The sequence below is a fragment of the Agromyces sp. 3263 genome, from assembly GCF_031456545.1.
Taxonomy (GTDB): Bacteria; Actinomycetota; Actinomycetes; order Actinomycetales; family Microbacteriaceae; genus Agromyces.
Genome location: NZ_JAVDUV010000001.1, coordinates 1,450,232 through 1,466,112, shown reverse-complemented (window position 1 = coordinate 1,466,112; position 15,881 = coordinate 1,450,232). Strand labels below are relative to the sequence as shown.

The window sequence follows — 15,881 nt, the reverse complement described above, 5'->3', positions numbered from 1 at the left end:
TCGATCGGCTCGGACGCCGCATCCGCTCGGCCGCCGCTGAGGCGATCGTGCTCGATTCAGGACGAGATCCGTGACTCCCGCCTGAATCGCGGCCGAACGCCTGAATCGAGCCTGCCGGAGATGGAGGTCAGCGCGGACAGGCGCGCCCGCACCATCGGCCCGGCCCGGGCGGATCAGCCCGCGCGCCGGGCCGCCCACTCGCGGCGGAGCACGCCGTAGATCGCGGTGTCCTGCCACTCGCCGTCGTTGTACTGCTCCTCGAGGATCGTCGCCTCGCGGCGCATCCCGAGGCGCTCGCAGAGGGCCGCGGATGCCGCGTTGCGGGCGTCGAGGAACGCCTGCACGCGGTGCGGCTGCAGCGTCTCGAACACGAAGTCGCGCACGGCCGCGGCCGCCTCGAGCGCATAGCCCCGGCCCTGGAAGTCGGGGTGCAGCACCCATCCGAGCTCGAGCTGGGCGTGCGTCGCGTTCGAGACGCGCACCATGAAGTCGCCGATCACCCGGTCGCGCGCCGGGTCATCGATCGAGGGCGTGCCGGGCAGGGTCGCCGCGAAGACGACGAAGTCGCCATCGGCCGCGAGCATGCGCCCGGCGGCGCGCTTCGCCGTGTGCTCTGCGGCCTCGGTGCGGTCGCGCTCGGGCCAGGGCAGGTAGCGGATCACCTCGGGCAGGCGCTGGTACTCGAAGACGTCGGCGGCGTCGGATGCCTCGAGCGGCCGCAGGACGAGCCGCTCAGTGCGGAGCGGGGTGACGGTGAGCGGGCGGGCGTCGTAGGGGAACCGGAGGGCGGGCGGCCCGTCCACCGCCGCGGCTGCAGCGCGCTCGGTCGCCGCGGAGTCGGTCACGAGGCGTCGGCCGCCGAGGCGCGGCGGGTGGCCTCCGTGCCCGAAGCCGCGCTCGCGGCATCCGTCGCCTGTGCGTCGCGCACCGCCTGGGCGGCCGCGTCGGGACGCACGCCGAACAGCGCTTCGAGTCCGTCGATCCACGCGGCCTGCTCGCCTGCACGGGCGAGCTCGCGGGACCGCACCATCGGCGTGTGCAACAGCACGCCGGCCATGTGGCGCAGCGCCCGCTCGGTCCGGCCGTCGTCGTCGCCACGGGACCGGGCGCGCTCGATCTCGCCGTCGAGGATGTCGTAGACATGCGTGCGCAGGGCGACGACCGCGGGTGCGAGGTCGCGCTCCTCGGTGGTGGCCCCGAACGCGCGCGCGTCGCGGGTCACGATCTCGCGCGCCGCATCCGTGGCCCCGAGCTCTTCGAGCGGGGCGTGGATCTTGATGGTCTCGAGGTCGAGCAGCTCGACGCCGGGCACGTCGACCACGTCGGGCGCGACGTTGCGGGGCAGGCCCAGGTCGATGACGAGCTGTCGCACGCGGGCGGCCTCGGGCGCCGGCGTGCCGGAGATGGTGACGACGGATGCCGCGAGCGACTCGCGCCCGACCGACAGGAGTGCGCGGTCGACCACGTGGTGCTCGGCGGTGGTGCAGGTGACGATGATGTCGACGTCGGCGGCGACGGCCGCGTACTCGCCCTGCGGCACGGAGGCGATGCCATGGTTGTGCGCGAACTTCGTGCCGCGGCCCGAGGGGGAGTAGACCCGCACGTCGGTGACGCCGCGGTCGCGCAGGGCGGCGAGCGACGCGCCGGCGAAACGGCCGGTGCCGACGAGGAGCACCCGGGTCTGCGCCCAGTCGGTGATGCGGCTCTCGGCGAGGTCGAGGGCGAGGCGCACGAGCGAGCGGCCCTCGCCGCCGATGCCGGTCTCGTTCTTGACCCGGCGCGAGGTCTGCGAGGCGCGCTGGAAGAGGCGCTCGAGCTCGGGGGTGGTGGTGCCGTCGGCGCGGGCCTGCTCGAGCGAGCGCCGCACCTGGCCGGCGATCTCGCCCTCGCCGACGACGACGGATTCGAGACCGGATGCCACGGAGAACAGGTGTCCGGCGACGGCATTGCCGTGCACGAAGCCGAAGGTGCTGCGCAGCTCGTCGGGCTCGAGGCCGGCGACGGAGCCCACGGCGCGGATCGCCTCGTGCACCGCGGTCACCGGCGAGGAGCCCTCGGGCGCCTCGAGGTCGAGGTAGGCCTCGAACCGGTTGCACGTGGCCACGACGACCGCGCCGTGCACGGCGTCATGCCCGTCGAGGATGCGAGGCGCCGCCTGTTCCGCGTTCGCCGAAAGACGCTCGAGCATGTCGAACCCGGCGTTCTTGTGACTCGCGGTGAGGCAGATGAGCACCAGAAGATTCTACCCGCCGTCGAATGGGCGTCCGCCCACCTCAGGACGACGGGCTCCCGGGCGTCAGCTGCGACGCGCGGCGGCGGCCATCTCGCGCGTGATGACGGGGATCGGGGCGGTCAGCGGGGGCAGCTCGAGGCCCTCGGCGGCGAGCGCGTCGCGGTGCTTCGCCTTCCAGCTGCGCACGACCGCGAAGAACGGGGCATCCGCCATCGCGAAGCGCACGGGTCGGCCCGACGACAGGATGATGGGCAGCTCGACGCTCGCGCCGCCGCGCCGCACGCGCAACACGATCAGGGGCACGACCGATCCGCCGACGACGGTCGCGTCGGCGCGGATGTTCCGCACCTCGCGCCAGGGGAAGTGCGCCGCACGGCGAGGCCGCCGACCGCCGGTCCAGAATGCGATGCCGAGCTCGTCGACCACGATGGAGTAGCGCGGCCCGAGCCGCACGTGCGCTGTACCGTCGGCGGCGAGCTCGTCGAGGCGCTGCGCGAGCAGTCGGCTCCGGATGCCGCAGCTCAGCTCTCCGCGCACGGTCGCCGTCAGTGCGGCACGCCGCGCGCGGGTGCGCGCGGCCCGACTGAGCTGGGCGATGCCCCAGACGGCGGCGACGAGCGCGCCGAGGGCGGCGAACCCGATCGCCATGCCCGTGGTGGGCATCGCCGGCAGGCGCGGCATGAGCCGTTCGAGCGCGGGGGAGCCCGCGAGGAGGCCGGCCACCACGAGCGTCGCGGCCAGCGCGACGAGCAGGGTGAGCTTGGTGCGGTGCTCTGCGGTCGGGTTCATCGGGCGGCTCCGACGCAGGCGCACATGCGGCAGCAGTGCGTCATCGGGGCAGGCTGAACGGCAGGTGGGGTGTTCGAAACGATCGGGGACACGTCGTCTTCTTCTTCTCCGTGGGGGCGGAGGCGCGCCACCGTCGGCGCGTCGTCGTGGGGGGACACGACGGGTCCGACCTTAGCGTGCGCGCGCTCTCACGCACCAGAGGACTGGGACATCCGACCCAGATCAACCGCCGCGGTCAGCCCCGCATCGACCGGTACCCGGGATGCACGTCGGGCTCGAGGCCGTGCTCGTCTGCGACCTTGGCGAGGAGCCCCGCGAGCGTGCGGCGCTCGTCGTCGCTGAGCCCTCGCACGAGGTCGCGTTCGTGGGCCGAGCCGATGCGACGCATCTCGCCCATGACGGTGCGCCCGCGTTCGGAGAGGTGCAGCTCGGAGACGCGGCGGTCGCGGGTGCTGCGGGTGCGCTCCACGAGCTGCTTCGCCTCGAGCGCGTCGACGAGGGCCACGACCCGGCTCGGGGCGACGCCGAGCCGGGTCGCGAGCGCCTGCTGGCTGAGGCCCGGGTCGACGGCGATGAGGCGGAGGAGGCCGAGGTCGCTCGGTTGCAGGCCGAGCTCGGCGACGCGTTCGGCGAAGCGCGCGGCGGCGTAGGCGCCGAGTTGCGAGAGCAGGAACCCGACGCGCTCGGCCGGCGGGCGGAAGCCCGTGAGGGGTGCGTCGGCGTTCATGTCCTCGACTCTAACAGTTGCGCTGTAATCATTCTGTGCTATGAATGATTACATGAACGTAACGAATGAGCGCATGCCGCAGTCAGCCGACCTCGACGGCCGGGTCGCCCTCGTCACGGGCGCCTCGGGCTCCATCGGGGCGGAGGTCGCCCGCCGCCTCGCCGCCCGAGGCGCCGCGGTCGTGGTGCACGGACGCGACGCGGGGCGGCTCGAGGCCGTGGCCTCGGCCATCCGCGCGGAGGGCGGCGTGGTGGCCGTCCACGCGGGCGACGTCCGCGACGAGCACCACCTCGACGAGGTGGTCGCCGCGGCGGCCCGGGAGCTCGGGCCCGTCTCCATCGCGGTCACGCTCGCCGGCGGCGACGGCGCCCCCGTGGGATCCGACGCCCTCACCGCCGACCGCTGGCGCGAGGTCGTCGACACCGACCTCACCTCGACGTTCCTCACGATCCACGCGGTGCTGCCGGGCATGCTTGCCCTCGGCGACGGGCGCATCGTCACGGTGGCCTCGAGTGCCGGCCGACGTGCGTCGCGCGCCAACGCCGCCTACGCCGCGGCCAAGGCCGGCGTGGTGATGCTCACGCAGCACCTCGCGCTCGAGTTCGCGCCACGCGGCATCCGCGTCAACTGCGTCGCCCCTTCGATGGTCGAGACCGAGAAGCTGCGCAACCGGATGCCGGGGCCCCAGCTCGAGGCCATCGCCGCGCACGTGCCCCTCGGCCGGATCGGCCGGCCCGCGGATGTCGCGGACGCCATCCTGCACCTCGCCTCGGACGAGTCGTCGTGGACGACCGGAATCACCCTCGACCTCACGGGAGGAATGACGCTATGACCGCCATCGACCCTCGGAGCGCCGCGACCGCGCCGCGCCGCATCCAGCCCGGCCCGCCCCTGCCGCCCCTCGCCATCGCCGTGGTCGCGGTCTTCCTGGCCTCCCTCGTGCTGCCCGCGCTGCTCGCCGGCGGCGCCATTTACCCGTCGCCGTACGGCGACGGCGAGGCGATCGTGTCCTACTTCCGCGACCACCAGGGGGCCGTGCTCCTCACCGCGCTGCTGCAGTTCGCGGCCGCGGTGCCGCTCGCGATCTTCGCCGCGACGGCGTCGACGCGCGCCAGGCAGCTCGGGGTGACGGCGCCGGGCCCGATGATCGGCCTCGCCGGCGGCCTCATCGCCTCGGTGGCGATGACGATCTCGGCCTGCATGACCTGGACGCTCTCGCGCCCCGAGGTGCTCGCGAGCCCGGACCTCGTGCGCCTCGTGCACGACCTCGCGTTCATCTTCGGCGGCCCCGGGTTCGTCGTGCCGTTCGGCCTGCTCATCGCCGGCCTCGCGGTGCCCGGCCTGCTCGCCGGCCTGCTGCCGCGCTGGTTCGCCTGGGCGGGCCTCGTGCTCGCCGGACTCGCCATGCTCGCGACGCTCACCGTGGCACTGCCGTGGCTCACCCCACTGCTGCCCATCGTGCGGTTCCCGTCGCTGGCGTGGTTCGTGGCGTGCGCGTTCCTCCTTCCGCGAACCCGGGCGAGCGTCCGGCCGCGACGGAGCACCCGATGAGCGCCGACCCGCTCGTCGCGAAACTCGTGCGCTTCGAGCGCCCCGAGCGCTCCCTCCCGTATGCCTGGAACCTCGACGACGCCACGCGCGCGGCGATCCTCGGCACCGACGCCGAGGGCTATGCCGCGGCGCTCGCCGACCTCGAGCGGCAGCGCACAGACGCCGTCGCCGCCCTCGCGGCCCGGCCGGTGGTGCAGCGGGCGCTCGATCGGATGCCGTTCTTCGCGGGGGAGCGACTGCTCGCGATCGGCGAGAGCACGACGGCCGACCGGCTCTCGTGGTTCGAGGTGCTCGCGGCGCTGTTCGCCGCCGAGCGCCCCGAACTCGGCGTGCGCTTCGACAACGCGGCGGTGTCGGGAGCGACCACCTCCGAGACGCTCGGTCGTCTGCAGGCGCTGCGGCGGCATCCCGCCGATCGGGTGTTCTGCATGCTCGGCGCCAACGACGCCCGGCGGTTCGGCGCCGACGGGCCGCGCCTCGTGAGCGCCGAGGAGACGACGCGCAACCTGCGGGTGCTGCGGGCGGATTCCGCGTTCGCCGGCGCCGCCTGGACCTGGGTGGTGCCGACGCCCGTCGACGAGACGGCGGTGGCGGCGTTCCCCTACTTCGGCGGCGCGGGGCTGGCTTGGACGAACCGGGACGTGCGCGAGACCGCCGCGGCGATCGGGGGCCTCGCGGCATCCGGCGACCTCGTCGTCGACCCGGCGGACGCCCCCGACGGCATCGCCCTCGGCGACGACGGCGTGCACCCCGACCCGGCCGGCCAGCTCGCCCTCGCCGAGCTCGTGCTGCTGCGGCTCGCCGGGGTCGACCCGCCGTCGTAGCGGCCGGCCTCGGCCACCCTGCGCAGCGCCTGGGCGCGACCGCCGTCCCTCACAGCAGCGCGCCCAGCCCGATACGGGACAATGTCACGCGTGATCCTCTCCGAGCAGCATCCCCTGTCCGCCGGCCTCACTGGCGACTCGCGCCTGGTGCGCGCCTATCGAGGGGAGCGCAGCGACACGACGCCGGTGTGGTTCATGCGCCAGGCGGGGCGCTCGCTGCCCGAGTACCGGGACCTGCGCGTGGGCACTCGCATGCTCGACGCCTGCCTCGACCCCGCCATGGCGAGCGAGATCACCCTGCAGCCCGTGCGCCGCCACCGGGTCGACGCGGGCATCTTCTTCAGCGACATCGTGGTGCCGTTGAAGCTCGTCGGCGTCGACGTCGAGATCCAGCCGGGCCGCGGTCCCGTCTTCGGCCGCGGATATGCGGATGCCGCGGGCGTGGCCGAGCTGACGGCGGTCGACCCCGCCGGCCTCGACGCGGCATCCGGCCCCATCGCCGAGGCCGTGCAGCGCACGATCGCCGAGCTGAACACGACCGACAACGGGTCGGGCACCGCCACCCCCCTCATCGGCTTCGCGGGCGCGCCGTTCACCCTCGCGGCGTACCTCGCCGAGGGAGGCCCGTCGAAGGACCACCTCGCCGCCCGCACGCTCATGCACGCCGACCCGGGCGCCTGGCGGGCGCTCATGGAGTGGACGGCCGAGCTCACCGGTCGGTTCCTGCGCACGCAGGTGCTGGCCGGGGCATCCGCCGCGCAGCTGTTCGACTCGTGGGCCGGCGCCCTCTCGCTCGCCGACTACGAGACGCACGTGGCGCCCGCGTCGGCGAAGGCGCTCGCCCACGTGCACGACCTCTCCTACGAGGTGACGGATGCCGCGGGGGAGACGTCGACCCGCGCCGTGCCCGTCGTGCACTTCGGCGTGGGCACGGGGGAGCTGCTCGGCGCCATGCACGGCATCGGCGTCGACACCGTGGGCGTGGACTACCGCGTGCCGCTCGACGTGGCCTCCGAGCGCGTGGGCGCCGACGTGCCGCTGCAGGGAAACCTCGATCCCGCCCTGCTCGCCGCGCCGTGGCCGGTGCTCGAGGCCGCCGTGCGCGACGTGCTCGCCCGGGGTGCCGTCGCGCCCGCGCACGTCTTCAACCTCGGCCACGGCGTGCCGCCGGAGGCCGACCCCACCGTGCTCACCCGGGTGGTCGAGCTCGTGCACGAGGCGGGCGCGTGACCGGCGGCTCGCCCCGAGCCGGCGCGTCGGTCGGCGACCACCGCACGGCGGACGTCGTCGTGGTGGGTGCGGGCGTGGGCGGCCTCGTCGCCGCGCTGGAGTGCGCCAGGGTCGGCCTCCGCGTCACGGTGCTGGAGCGGCGCGCGACGATCGGCGGATGCGTCGGCCGCATCGAGCTCGACGGGCTGACGCTCGACAGCGGAGCCGAGTCGTTCGCGACGCGCGGCGGCACCGTCGCCGAGCTCGTGGAGCAGCTCGGCCTCGCCGACGAGGTCGTGACGCCGAACCCCGCCGGCGCCTGGCTCGTGATGCCCGGCGCAACGGGCGGCATCGACGCCGCGCCGATGCCCCGCACCGGCGTGCTCGGGATTCCCGCGAACCCGCTCGGCGAGGACGTGCGCCGCATCATCGGCTGGCGCGGCGCCATCCGCGCCTACCGCGACCGGGTCACCCCGATCCTGAAGATCGGACGCGCGCACAGCCTCGGCAAGCTCGTGCGACAGCGCATGGGCGACGCCGTGGCCGACCGGCTCGTCACGCCGATCTCCGCGGGCGTGTACTCCGCCGATCCCGACGACCTCGACCTCGACGTCGTGGCGCCGGGCCTGAACGAGGCGATGACGCGCGCCGGCTCGCTGTCGGGAGGCGTCGGGCAGCTCCTCGAGGCGCGCAAGGCCGGCACCGCCGTGCTCGGGCTCGGCGGTGGCATGCACCGGCTGGTCGACGCGCTCGCGGTGCAGCTCGACCGGTTCGGCGTCGAGGTGGTCACGGGCGCCGAGGTCACGGGCCTCGAGCGCCGGGTCGCCGACGGTGCAGCGGATGCCGCGGGGGCGCCGGGCTGGCGCGTGCAGGCGCTGCTGGCTCCCGTCTCGGGCACCGCGTCGGCCGTCGCCGCAGCAGCCACCCCCGCGGACTCGGCGCCCGCCGCGCTCCAGGTCGACGCCCCCTACGTCATCCTCGCCTCGCCGGCCGACGCCTCGCGCCGCCTGCTCGAGGCCGCGTCGCTCGGCTGGGCGGATGCCTCGGCGTGGCCGGCCGCGGCATCCGTCGAGCTCGTGACGCTCGTGCTCGATGCCCCCGCGCTCGCCGCAGCGCCCCGCGGCACCGGCGTGCTCGTCGCGGTCGGAACGCCCGGCGTGACCGCGAAGGCCCTCACGCACTCCACGGCGAAGTGGCCGTGGCTGGCCGAGGCGGCGGGCGCACGGGAGGTCGTTCGGCTCTCGTACGGCCGCGCGGGCGAGCCGAACCCGCTCGACGGCCGCAGCGACGCCGAGGTCGAGGCGCTGGCCCTCGCCGATGCGAGCGCGTTGCTCGGCACGCCGCTCGACGCGTCGATGCTGCGCGCCTCCGGCCGGAGCGCCTGGCGCGACGCGCTGTCACAGGCGACGATCGGCCAGCGCGACCGGATCCGTGCGCTCGAGGAGGTGCTCGCGGCCGAGCCCGGCATCGAGGCGACCGGCTCGTGGGTCGCGGGCACCGGGCTGGCGTCCGTCATCCCGCACGCGCAGGAGGCCGCACGGCGCATCCGTCACCTGGCGATCACGCCGGGCGAGGTTGCATAGCCGCAGCGGAATACTTTTCCCGCAACCCCCTTGCGCCCCATTGCACGGGGTCTACGCTGGAAACGTCGTGGTGGCGATCCACAGGGAGATGGGGTGCACATGAAGGGCAAGATCCTCTTCGTCGTCGGAGTCGGCGTCGGATACGTGCTCGGCACGCGTGCCGGCCGTGAGCGCTACGAGCAGATCCGCGCGGCGGCCGAGAAGGTGTGGAACCAGCCGTCGGTGCAGCAGGGCGTGGGCACGGTGAAGGACTTCGCGTCCGCCCGGGTCGGCGACCTGGGCGACACGGTGCTCGACGGGGTGAAGAACCTCATCGGCAGTGCCACCAAGGGCTCGGGCGCGACGAAGTCCGACGTGAACCGCGCCGCGCGCGACGCGAAGGCGAACATCTCCAAGGCCGCCGACGCCGCGAAGTCGGCCGTCGACGATGCTGCCGCGAAGCTCGACGACGCGGTCGGCGATGCCGCCGACGTGGCGTCGCAATCGGCGTCGAAGCCGGCCGCGCGCACCAAGCCCGTCCCGGGCTCGGCGTCCGCATCCTGACCGCGGAGGCGAACATGGTCGCACCGTCGAACGACGAACGCTCGCTGTTCACGCTGGTCGGAGAGCTTCCCGACCGCGTCTCGGACCTCATCAAGGCCGAGATCGACCAGATCAAGGCCGAGATCAGCTACAAGATCAAGCACTTCGGCATCGGCTCGGGGCTCGTCGCGGGCGCCGCAGTGGTGGCCGTGTTCCTGCTCTTCACGCTCATCACGGCCGCCATCTTCGCGCTGGCGCTGGTGATGCCGGCGTGGGCGGCGGCGCTCACCGTCTCGGGCATCCTGATCGTCATCATCGCGATCCTCGTCTGGATCGCGATGATCAACTTCAAGCGCGGCAGCGAGCCGCTCGAATCGATCGAGAGCCTTCGCAAGGACCTCGACGTGGTGAAGGGAACGGGCGAGTATGACCGCGACTGACGCCGGACGGCAGCTCAGCAAGCGCGACGCCAAGACGCATCAGCGCAACCTGACCAGGCTCGAGGCCAAGGCGAACTCCGAACGGGCCCGCCGCCAGTTCGCGGGCACCCTCGACGCCCTCGAAGACAAGCTCAACGTCCCGAAGCAGGTGCAGCGCAAGACCGCCGAGGCCAGGCTGCGCTGGCGCCGCTTCGCGAACGAGCAGCCGGGGGCCGCCGTCGCCGCAGCAGCCGGGGTCGCGGTGGGCGTCGGGCTCGTCGTGTGGCTCGTGGTGCGCGCCGCCGTCGACGGCAAGTAGCCGCACCGGCGGGAGGCCGCGATGACTCCGCTCGACTCCGGTGGGCCGTCGCCGACCGCCGTCGACCGCGTCGCCGATGCCGTGCGCGCCGAGATCCTCACCGGCGCGCTCCCGGCCGACGCGCCGCTGCGCGAGGAGGCGGCATCCGAGCGGTACGGGGTCTCCCGACACACCGTGCGCGCCGCGTTCCAGCGGCTCGTCGCCGAGCGGCTCGCGGTCGCGGTGCCCTACCGCGGGGTCCGCGTCACGAGCTTCGACCGCGCGACGATCATCGCCCTGCAGCAGCTGCGCGCGGCGCTCGAGGTCGAGGCCGTGCGCATCGCGGGGGAGCGGTTCGGCGAGGTGTGGCCGGATGCCGCGGTCGCGCCCGCGCGCGAGGCGCTCGAGCAGCTCGCGGCATCCGTCGACTGGCTCGAGGCCGAGCGGGTGCACGCCGAGTTCCATCACGCCCTCGTGGCGGCATCCGGCAGCAGCCGCATCGTCGAGGCGCACGCGGCCCTGGGCGGCGAGCTGCTCCTGTTCCTGCTGCACGTGCGGCCCCATTACACGCTCGAATCGCTCGTCGCCGAGCACGGGGCGCTGCTGGACGACGTGCAGTCGCGCGGGCCCGACGCGATCCGCGAGCACCTCGCGCACTCGACCCGCCTGCTCGTGGGCGAGTGAGCGGGCGCGTGGGCGGGCACGGGCCACGCGACGAAGGGAGTCGACGATGACGACGGATGAGCAGCAGGAGGCGGGGACCGACTTCGCGGAGCATGTGGTCGACGCGGCCGTCGCCACGTTCGAGCTGCTGAGCATCTACGTGGGCGACCGGCTCGGCTGGTATCGCACGCTCGCCGACTCGGGTCCACTCGATGCGCCGACGCTCGCCGAGCGCACCGGCACCCACGAACGCTACGCCCGGGAGTGGCTCGAGCAGCAGGCGGTGTACGGCATCCTCGCCGTCGAAGACGTGGATGCCGCGGCATCCGCTCGCCGTTTCACGTTGCCGGCCGGACACGCCGAGGCGCTCACGAACCCCGACTCGCTCGACTACGTCGCGCCGCTCGGGCGGTTCGCGGCGGCAATCGGCGCGCAACTCGCACCACTGCTCGAGGCGTACCGCGCCGGGGGCGGCGTGGCGTGGGCCGACTTGGGCGAGGACGCGCGCGATGCCCAGGGCGACCTCAACCGCCCGTGGTTCCTGCAGCGGCTCGGTGACGCGCTCGCGGGCGTGGCGCCGCTGCACGAGGTGCTCTCCCGGCCCGGCGCGCGCGTCGCCGACGTCGGCAGCGGACACGGCTGGTCGTCGATCGCCCTCGCCCGGGCCTACCCGAGCGCTCGCATCGAGGGCTTCGACGTCGACGCGGCATCGGTCGTCGCAGCGCGGCGCCACGCCGAGGAGGCCGGCGTCGCGGAGCGCGTGCGCTTCCACCACGTCGCCGCGGAGGGGCTCGCCCAGGACGGCGCGTTCGATGCCGCGTTCGTCTTCGAGGCACTGCACGACATGCCGTTCCCCGTCGACGTGCTGGCCGCGATCCGGCGGGCCGTGAAGCCCGACGGGGAGGTCGTGATCATGGATGAGGCGGTGGCACCCGCGTTCGCGCCCGACGGTGACGGCGTGGAGCGGATGATGTACGGCTACAGCATCTTCGTGTGCCTGCCCGACAGCCTCTCCGCGCCGGGCTCGGTCGGCACGGGAACCGTGATGCGGCAGGCGACGCTCGAGCAGTACGCCCGGACGGCCGGCTTCTCGGGCATCGAGGAGCTGCCCATCGACGGCTTCGCCTCGTTCCGCTTCACGCGCCTCGTCCGCTGACGACGTGAACGGGGTCGGCGGTCCCGACCACCATGACGCTTTTGGCCGATCACGCGGAAAGGGGGAGACTGGAGGCATGTCTTCCCCCGCTGCCGAAGCGGCAGCCGACGCGCTCCACACTGAATCCGACGCCGAGCAGTCTCCCGAGGGCTACACGGTGTTCGCCGTGTTCCGAAAGGACCCGGCGCGACCCGACGACCTCGACGGACACGATGTGCCCCGTTTCGTGCGCGAGCTCGACGACATGATCGGCCTCGTCGAGGACGAATCCGTCACCGTGCGCGGGATCTACGACGTGTCGGGCCTGCGCGCCGACGCCGACGTGATGCTCTGGCTGCACGGCCCGACCGCCGAGGGGCTGCAGTGGGCGCTCCGCGAGCTGCGGCGGGCGCGACTGTTCCGCGCACTGCTGCCGACGTGGAACGCGATGGGCGTGCACCGCGACGCCGAGTTCAACAAGTCGCACGTGCCCGGGTTCCTGCGCGGCATCGAGCCCAAGGCCTGGCTCACCGTTTACCCCTTCGTACGCAGCTACGACTGGTACCTGCTCGCGCCCGAGGAGCGCGGGCGCATGCTCGCCGAGCACGGCCGCAAGGGCGCCGCGTTCCGCGGGGTCATCGCCAACACCGTCTCGTCGTTCGCGCTCGGCGACTACGAGTGGCTGCTGCCCCTCGAGTCCGACGAGCTCACCGACCTCGTCGACCTCATGCGCGACCTGCGCGCCACCGACGCCCGACGCCACGTGCGCGAAGAGGTCCCCTTCTACACGGGCCGCCGCATCTCGACGGCCGAGCTCGTCGAGGTGGTGCAGTAGTGGCCGCCGTGAACCTCGGCTCGTCCGGTGCGACGGATGCCCCGGGCACCGCGCATCGCGGACACAAGCCCGCCCCCGCGGCATCCGCCCCCTGTGCCCCCGGCGCGATCGTGCCCGGCGCGACGTCCGCGGCCCAGCAGGGCCCGGCGCATGTCGAGGAGCCCGTCGCGTACGACGCGATCCTGCTCGCCGGGTTCGGCGGCCCTGAGGGCCAGGACGACGTGATCCCGTTCCTCCGCAACGTGACGAGCGGCCGCGGCATCCCCGACGAGCGCCTCGAGGAGGTCGCCCACCACTACCGCCACTTCGGCGGGATCAGCCCGATCAACGAGCAGAACCGCCGGCTGAAGGCCGCCCTCGAGGCCGAGCTCGCGAGCCGCGGCATCGACCTGCCCGTGCTCTGGGGCAACCGCAACTGGGACCCGTACCTCAACGACGCGCTCGACGAGGCGAAAGCCGCCGGCCACACGAAGCTCCTGGCCATCGCAACCAGCGCCTACAGCTCCTACTCCAGCTGCCGGCAGTACCGCGAGGACTTCGCCGACGCGCTCGCCGACACCGGGCTCGGCGACGGCGACCACGCCATCCAGATCGACAAGGTGCGCCAGTTCTTCGACCACCCCGGGTTCGTGCAGCCGTTCATCGAGGGCGTGCAGGACGGGATCGCCCAGCTCGAGGCATCCGTGTCCGGGCTCGACCGCACCACCCAGGTCGAGGTGCTGTTCGCGACGCACTCGATTCCGTCGACGGATGCCGCGAAGTCGGGCCCGGCCGAGCGCGGGTTCGGCGAGGGTGGCGCGTACGCCGCCCAGCACCGCGCGGTCGCCGAGGTCGTCATGCGGGAGGCGGGCGCGGGCGACGTGCCGTGGCAGCTGGTGTACCAGTCCCGCTCGGGGCCGCCCTCGATGCCGTGGCTCGAGCCCGATGTCAACGACGCGATCGAGGCACTGCCCGCTGCCGGCCGCAAGGCCGTCGTCATCGTGCCGCTGGGCTTCGTGAGCGACCACATGGAAGTGATGTGGGACCTCGACAACGAGGCGCTCGAGACCGCCGAGCAGCACGGCCTCGCCGCCGTGCGCGTGCCGACGCCGGGCACCCATCCCGCGTACGTCGCCGGCCTCGTCGACCTCGTGCTCGAGCGCGTGAACGGCACTCCCGCATCCGAGCGACCGGCCGTGACGTCGCTGGGTCCGTGGTACGACGTGTGCCGCCCCGGATGCTGCGAGAACGTGCGCCTCGGGTTCCGCCCGGCACTGGCGGGGATCGCGCCATGAGCGGGTCGACGGCTCGTTCCGGCGCGGGATCGGCCGGCTCAGGGGGCGTCATCCGAGTCGGCACCCGCGCGAGCGCGCTCGCCATGGCGCAGACCACGCAGATCGCCGAGCGCCTCGCCAAGGCCGCGAAGGCCGAGATCGAGCTCGTGCCCGTGACGACGGAGGGCGACACGTCGCGCGCCTCGCTTGCGTCCCTGGGCGGCACCGGCGTCTTCGCCGCCGCCCTGCGTGAGGCGCTCCTGCGCGGCGAGTGCGACCTCGTCGTGCACTCGCTGAAGGACCTGCCGACCTCCGAGCACGAGGGGCTGCGCCTGGGCGCCGTGCCGAAGCGCGCCGACGCCCGCGACGCACTCTGCGCCCGTGACGGCCTCACGCTCGCGACCCTCCCCGAGGGGGCCCGCGTCGGCACCGGCTCGCCGCGCCGCATCGCCCAGCTGCGCGCCGCCCGTCCCGACGTCATCGCGGTCGACCTCCGCGGCAACGTCGACACGCGGCTCGGCAAGGTGGCCTCGGGCGAGCTCGACGCGGTGCTGCTGGCCGCCGCCGGCCTCGGCCGCCTCGGGCGAGCGGATGCCGCGACCGACCTGCTTCCGCTCGACGAGTGGCCCACGGCCGCCGGGCAGGGCGCGCTCGCGATCGAGGTGCGTCGCGAGCGCGGCGACCGTGCGCTGGAGCGCGCGCTCGAGGCGGTCGACCACAGCCTCACCCGCTCCACGGTGCTCGCCGAGCGGCTCGTGCTCGCCGGACTCGAGGCGGGCTGCGCGGCACCGGTCGGCGTCACGGCCTTCATCGACGACGAACTTCTGTTCCTCACGGCGAGCGTGTACAGTGCCGACGGGACGCAGCGGTTGACGAGTTCGCACGCCGCGACCCCCGAGAGCCGCTCGGCTGCCGACCTGGCGGATGCGGCTCGTGACGTCGCCGACCGCGTCGTCACGGAACTCCTCGGCAACGGTGCCGCCGATCTTGCACCTCGTGAGGAGTCGCAGTGAGCGAATTCGAATCGTTGACCGGTGCGATCGGCCTGCCCTTCCACGGCAAGCCGCTCGCCGGATGGCGCGTGCTCGTGCCCCGCGGCGGGCCGTGGGGCGACGGCGTGGCCGCCGCGCTCCGCGCGCGTGGCGCATCCCCCATCGTGGCCCCGATGATCAACTTCGCGCCCACCGACGATCAGCCGGCCCTCGAGGCCGCCCTCGCGAAGCTCGCGGCGGGCGGATTCGACTGGCTCACCGTCACGAGCGCCACCACGGTCGACGTGCTCTCGTCGTACAACGCGGTGATCCCCGAGACGACGAAGGTCGCAGCGGTCGGCGAGACCACCGCTGCCGCCCTCGTCGCCGCCGGGTACCACGCCGACATCGTCCCGTCGGAGGACAATTCCGCGCGCGGCCTCCTCGAGGAGTGGGAGGCCGCGACCGAGGGCCAGAAGGGCCTGCGCGTCCTCGCGCTGCGCTCCGCGATCGCCAAGCAGGTGCTGTCGATCGGCCTCGCCCGCGCGGGCCATCATGTCGAGGCCGTCGTCGCCTACCGCACGGTGGGCGTGCCCGTCTCGCCCAAGGTCGCCGAGGACGTCCGATCCGGGCGGGTCAACGCTGTGCTCGTGACCTCGGGCAGCGTCGCGGAACAGGTGCAGGAGCAGCTCGGTCCCATCCCCGAGACCACGCTCGTCGCGGCCATCGGCCCGCAGACCAAGACGGATGCCGCGCAGATCGGCCTCCGCGTCGACGTCGTCGCGCGCGAGCGCACGGCCGAGTCGCTCATCGACGCGGTCGTCGAAGCGGCCACCGCTCACGCCTGACGCCTGACCGGCGGGCACCCA

The 15,881-nt window shown here is 73.8% G+C and carries 18 protein-coding genes; 14 read left to right on the top strand and 4 right to left on the bottom strand.

Annotated elements, in window-relative coordinates:
- Nucleotides 1-173: 173 nt before the first annotated feature.
- From J2X63_RS06725 to J2X63_RS06710, 4 genes are all read right to left on the bottom strand, one after another.
- On the bottom strand, nucleotides 174-845 hold the full coding sequence (locus J2X63_RS06725; protein WP_309975386.1) for a GNAT family protein: 672 nt from the start codon (nucleotides 843-845) through the stop codon (nucleotides 174-176).
- Nucleotides 842-2,233: a glutamyl-tRNA reductase gene (locus J2X63_RS06720; RefSeq protein WP_309975385.1), complete on the bottom strand. Its 1,392-nt coding sequence runs from the start codon at nucleotides 2,231-2,233 to the stop codon at nucleotides 842-844. Before J2X63_RS06720 ends, J2X63_RS06725 begins: the two co-directional genes overlap by 4 nt.
- A gap of 63 nt (nucleotides 2,234-2,296) precedes the next feature.
- Nucleotides 2,297-3,022 carry a hypothetical protein gene (locus tag J2X63_RS06715; protein WP_309975383.1) on the bottom strand — a complete coding sequence of 242 codons (726 nt, stop codon included), beginning with the start codon at nucleotides 3,020-3,022 and terminating at the stop codon, nucleotides 2,297-2,299.
- A gap of 235 nt (nucleotides 3,023-3,257) precedes the next feature.
- A complete protein-coding gene (locus tag J2X63_RS06710; protein ID WP_309975381.1) occupies nucleotides 3,258-3,749 on the bottom strand; it encodes a MarR family transcriptional regulator in 492 nt (163 codons plus the stop codon).
- A 52-nt stretch (nucleotides 3,750-3,801) separates the two neighbouring features.
- On the opposite strand from J2X63_RS06710, the gene J2X63_RS06705 reads away from it, so the two are divergent.
- The 14 genes from J2X63_RS06705 to J2X63_RS06640 all read left to right on the top strand — a co-directional run bounded on the left by J2X63_RS06705 (nucleotide 3,802) and on the right by J2X63_RS06640 (nucleotide 15,860).
- Complete coding sequence (locus tag J2X63_RS06705) at nucleotides 3,802-4,581, top strand: SDR family NAD(P)-dependent oxidoreductase (RefSeq protein ID WP_309975380.1); 780 nt, start codon at nucleotides 3,802-3,804, stop codon at nucleotides 4,579-4,581.
- Nucleotides 4,578-5,300, top strand: coding sequence for a hypothetical protein (locus tag J2X63_RS06700; protein ID WP_309975377.1), 723 nt, complete (start codon nucleotides 4,578-4,580; stop codon nucleotides 5,298-5,300). The genes J2X63_RS06705 and J2X63_RS06700 overlap by 4 nt, the downstream gene beginning before the upstream one ends.
- Nucleotides 5,297-6,124, top strand: coding sequence for a GDSL-type esterase/lipase family protein (locus tag J2X63_RS06695; RefSeq protein WP_309975375.1), 828 nt, complete (start codon nucleotides 5,297-5,299; stop codon nucleotides 6,122-6,124). Before J2X63_RS06700 ends, J2X63_RS06695 begins: the two co-directional genes overlap by 4 nt.
- An 81-nt stretch (nucleotides 6,125-6,205) precedes the next feature.
- On the top strand, nucleotides 6,206-7,354 hold the full coding sequence (gene hemE / locus J2X63_RS06690) for a uroporphyrinogen decarboxylase (RefSeq protein ID WP_309975374.1): 1,149 nt from the start codon (nucleotides 6,206-6,208) through the stop codon (nucleotides 7,352-7,354).
- Nucleotides 7,351-8,916, top strand: coding sequence for an FAD-dependent oxidoreductase (locus J2X63_RS06685; protein WP_309975372.1), 1,566 nt, complete (start codon nucleotides 7,351-7,353; stop codon nucleotides 8,914-8,916). The genes hemE and J2X63_RS06685 overlap by 4 nt, the downstream gene beginning before the upstream one ends.
- A 99-nt stretch (nucleotides 8,917-9,015) precedes the next feature.
- A complete protein-coding gene (locus tag J2X63_RS06680; RefSeq protein ID WP_309975370.1) occupies nucleotides 9,016-9,459 on the top strand; it encodes a hypothetical protein in 444 nt (147 codons plus the stop codon).
- Nucleotides 9,460-9,473: 14 nt separating this feature from the next.
- Nucleotides 9,474-9,878, top strand: a complete 405-nt coding sequence (locus J2X63_RS06675; RefSeq protein WP_309975368.1) for a phage holin family protein — start codon at nucleotides 9,474-9,476, stop codon at nucleotides 9,876-9,878.
- Complete coding sequence (locus tag J2X63_RS06670; protein WP_309975366.1) at nucleotides 9,865-10,176, top strand: DUF3618 domain-containing protein; 312 nt, start codon at nucleotides 9,865-9,867, stop codon at nucleotides 10,174-10,176. The genes J2X63_RS06675 and J2X63_RS06670 overlap by 14 nt, the downstream gene beginning before the upstream one ends.
- A gap of 21 nt (nucleotides 10,177-10,197) precedes the next feature.
- Nucleotides 10,198-10,839, top strand: coding sequence for a GntR family transcriptional regulator (locus J2X63_RS06665; RefSeq protein WP_309975364.1), 642 nt, complete (start codon nucleotides 10,198-10,200; stop codon nucleotides 10,837-10,839).
- Between the two features lie 46 nt (nucleotides 10,840-10,885).
- The gene (locus J2X63_RS06660) at nucleotides 10,886-11,974 is read left to right on the top strand and encodes a class I SAM-dependent methyltransferase (protein WP_309975362.1); all 1,089 of its coding nucleotides are present in this window, start codon (nucleotides 10,886-10,888) and stop codon (nucleotides 11,972-11,974) included.
- A gap of 76 nt (nucleotides 11,975-12,050) precedes the next feature.
- Nucleotides 12,051-12,788, top strand: coding sequence for a hydrogen peroxide-dependent heme synthase (gene hemQ, locus J2X63_RS06655; RefSeq protein WP_309975359.1), 738 nt, complete (start codon nucleotides 12,051-12,053; stop codon nucleotides 12,786-12,788).
- Nucleotides 12,789-12,898: 110 nt separating this feature from the next.
- Complete coding sequence (locus J2X63_RS06650) at nucleotides 12,899-14,062, top strand: ferrochelatase (RefSeq protein ID WP_309977837.1); 1,164 nt, start codon at nucleotides 12,899-12,901, stop codon at nucleotides 14,060-14,062.
- Nucleotides 14,059-15,054 carry a hydroxymethylbilane synthase gene (gene hemC, locus J2X63_RS06645; protein WP_309975357.1) on the top strand — a complete coding sequence of 332 codons (996 nt, stop codon included), beginning with the start codon at nucleotides 14,059-14,061 and terminating at the stop codon, nucleotides 15,052-15,054. The genes J2X63_RS06650 and hemC overlap by 4 nt, the downstream gene beginning before the upstream one ends.
- Nucleotides 15,051-15,860, top strand: coding sequence for a uroporphyrinogen-III synthase (locus tag J2X63_RS06640; RefSeq protein WP_309975356.1), 810 nt, complete (start codon nucleotides 15,051-15,053; stop codon nucleotides 15,858-15,860). The genes hemC and J2X63_RS06640 overlap by 4 nt, the downstream gene beginning before the upstream one ends.
- The last annotated feature ends 21 nt before the right edge of the window (nucleotides 15,861-15,881 follow it).

Coding starts and splice junctions, on each gene's coding strand:
- J2X63_RS06715 (WP_309975383.1), bottom strand. CDS start 3,022: ATGAACCCGACCGCAGAGCACCGCACCAAGCTCACCCTGCTCGTCGCG.
- J2X63_RS06670 (WP_309975366.1), top strand. CDS start 9,865: ATGACCGCGACTGACGCCGGACGGCAGCTCAGCAAGCGCGACGCCAAG.
- J2X63_RS06700 (WP_309975377.1), top strand. CDS start 4,578: ATGACCGCCATCGACCCTCGGAGCGCCGCGACCGCGCCGCGCCGCATC.
- hemE (WP_309975374.1), top strand. CDS start 6,206: ATGTCACGCGTGATCCTCTCCGAGCAGCATCCCCTGTCCGCCGGCCTC.
- J2X63_RS06705 (WP_309975380.1), top strand. CDS start 3,802: ATGAACGTAACGAATGAGCGCATGCCGCAGTCAGCCGACCTCGACGGC.
- hemQ (WP_309975359.1), top strand. CDS start 12,051: ATGTCTTCCCCCGCTGCCGAAGCGGCAGCCGACGCGCTCCACACTGAA.
- hemC (WP_309975357.1), top strand. CDS start 14,059: ATGAGCGGGTCGACGGCTCGTTCCGGCGCGGGATCGGCCGGCTCAGGG.
- J2X63_RS06660 (WP_309975362.1), top strand. CDS start 10,886: ATGACGACGGATGAGCAGCAGGAGGCGGGGACCGACTTCGCGGAGCAT.
- J2X63_RS06675 (WP_309975368.1), top strand. CDS start 9,474: ATGGTCGCACCGTCGAACGACGAACGCTCGCTGTTCACGCTGGTCGGA.
- J2X63_RS06695 (WP_309975375.1), top strand. CDS start 5,297: ATGAGCGCCGACCCGCTCGTCGCGAAACTCGTGCGCTTCGAGCGCCCC.
- J2X63_RS06710 (WP_309975381.1), bottom strand. CDS start 3,749: ATGAACGCCGACGCACCCCTCACGGGCTTCCGCCCGCCGGCCGAGCGC.
- J2X63_RS06680 (WP_309975370.1), top strand. CDS start 9,016: ATGAAGGGCAAGATCCTCTTCGTCGTCGGAGTCGGCGTCGGATACGTG.
- J2X63_RS06665 (WP_309975364.1), top strand. CDS start 10,198: ATGACTCCGCTCGACTCCGGTGGGCCGTCGCCGACCGCCGTCGACCGC.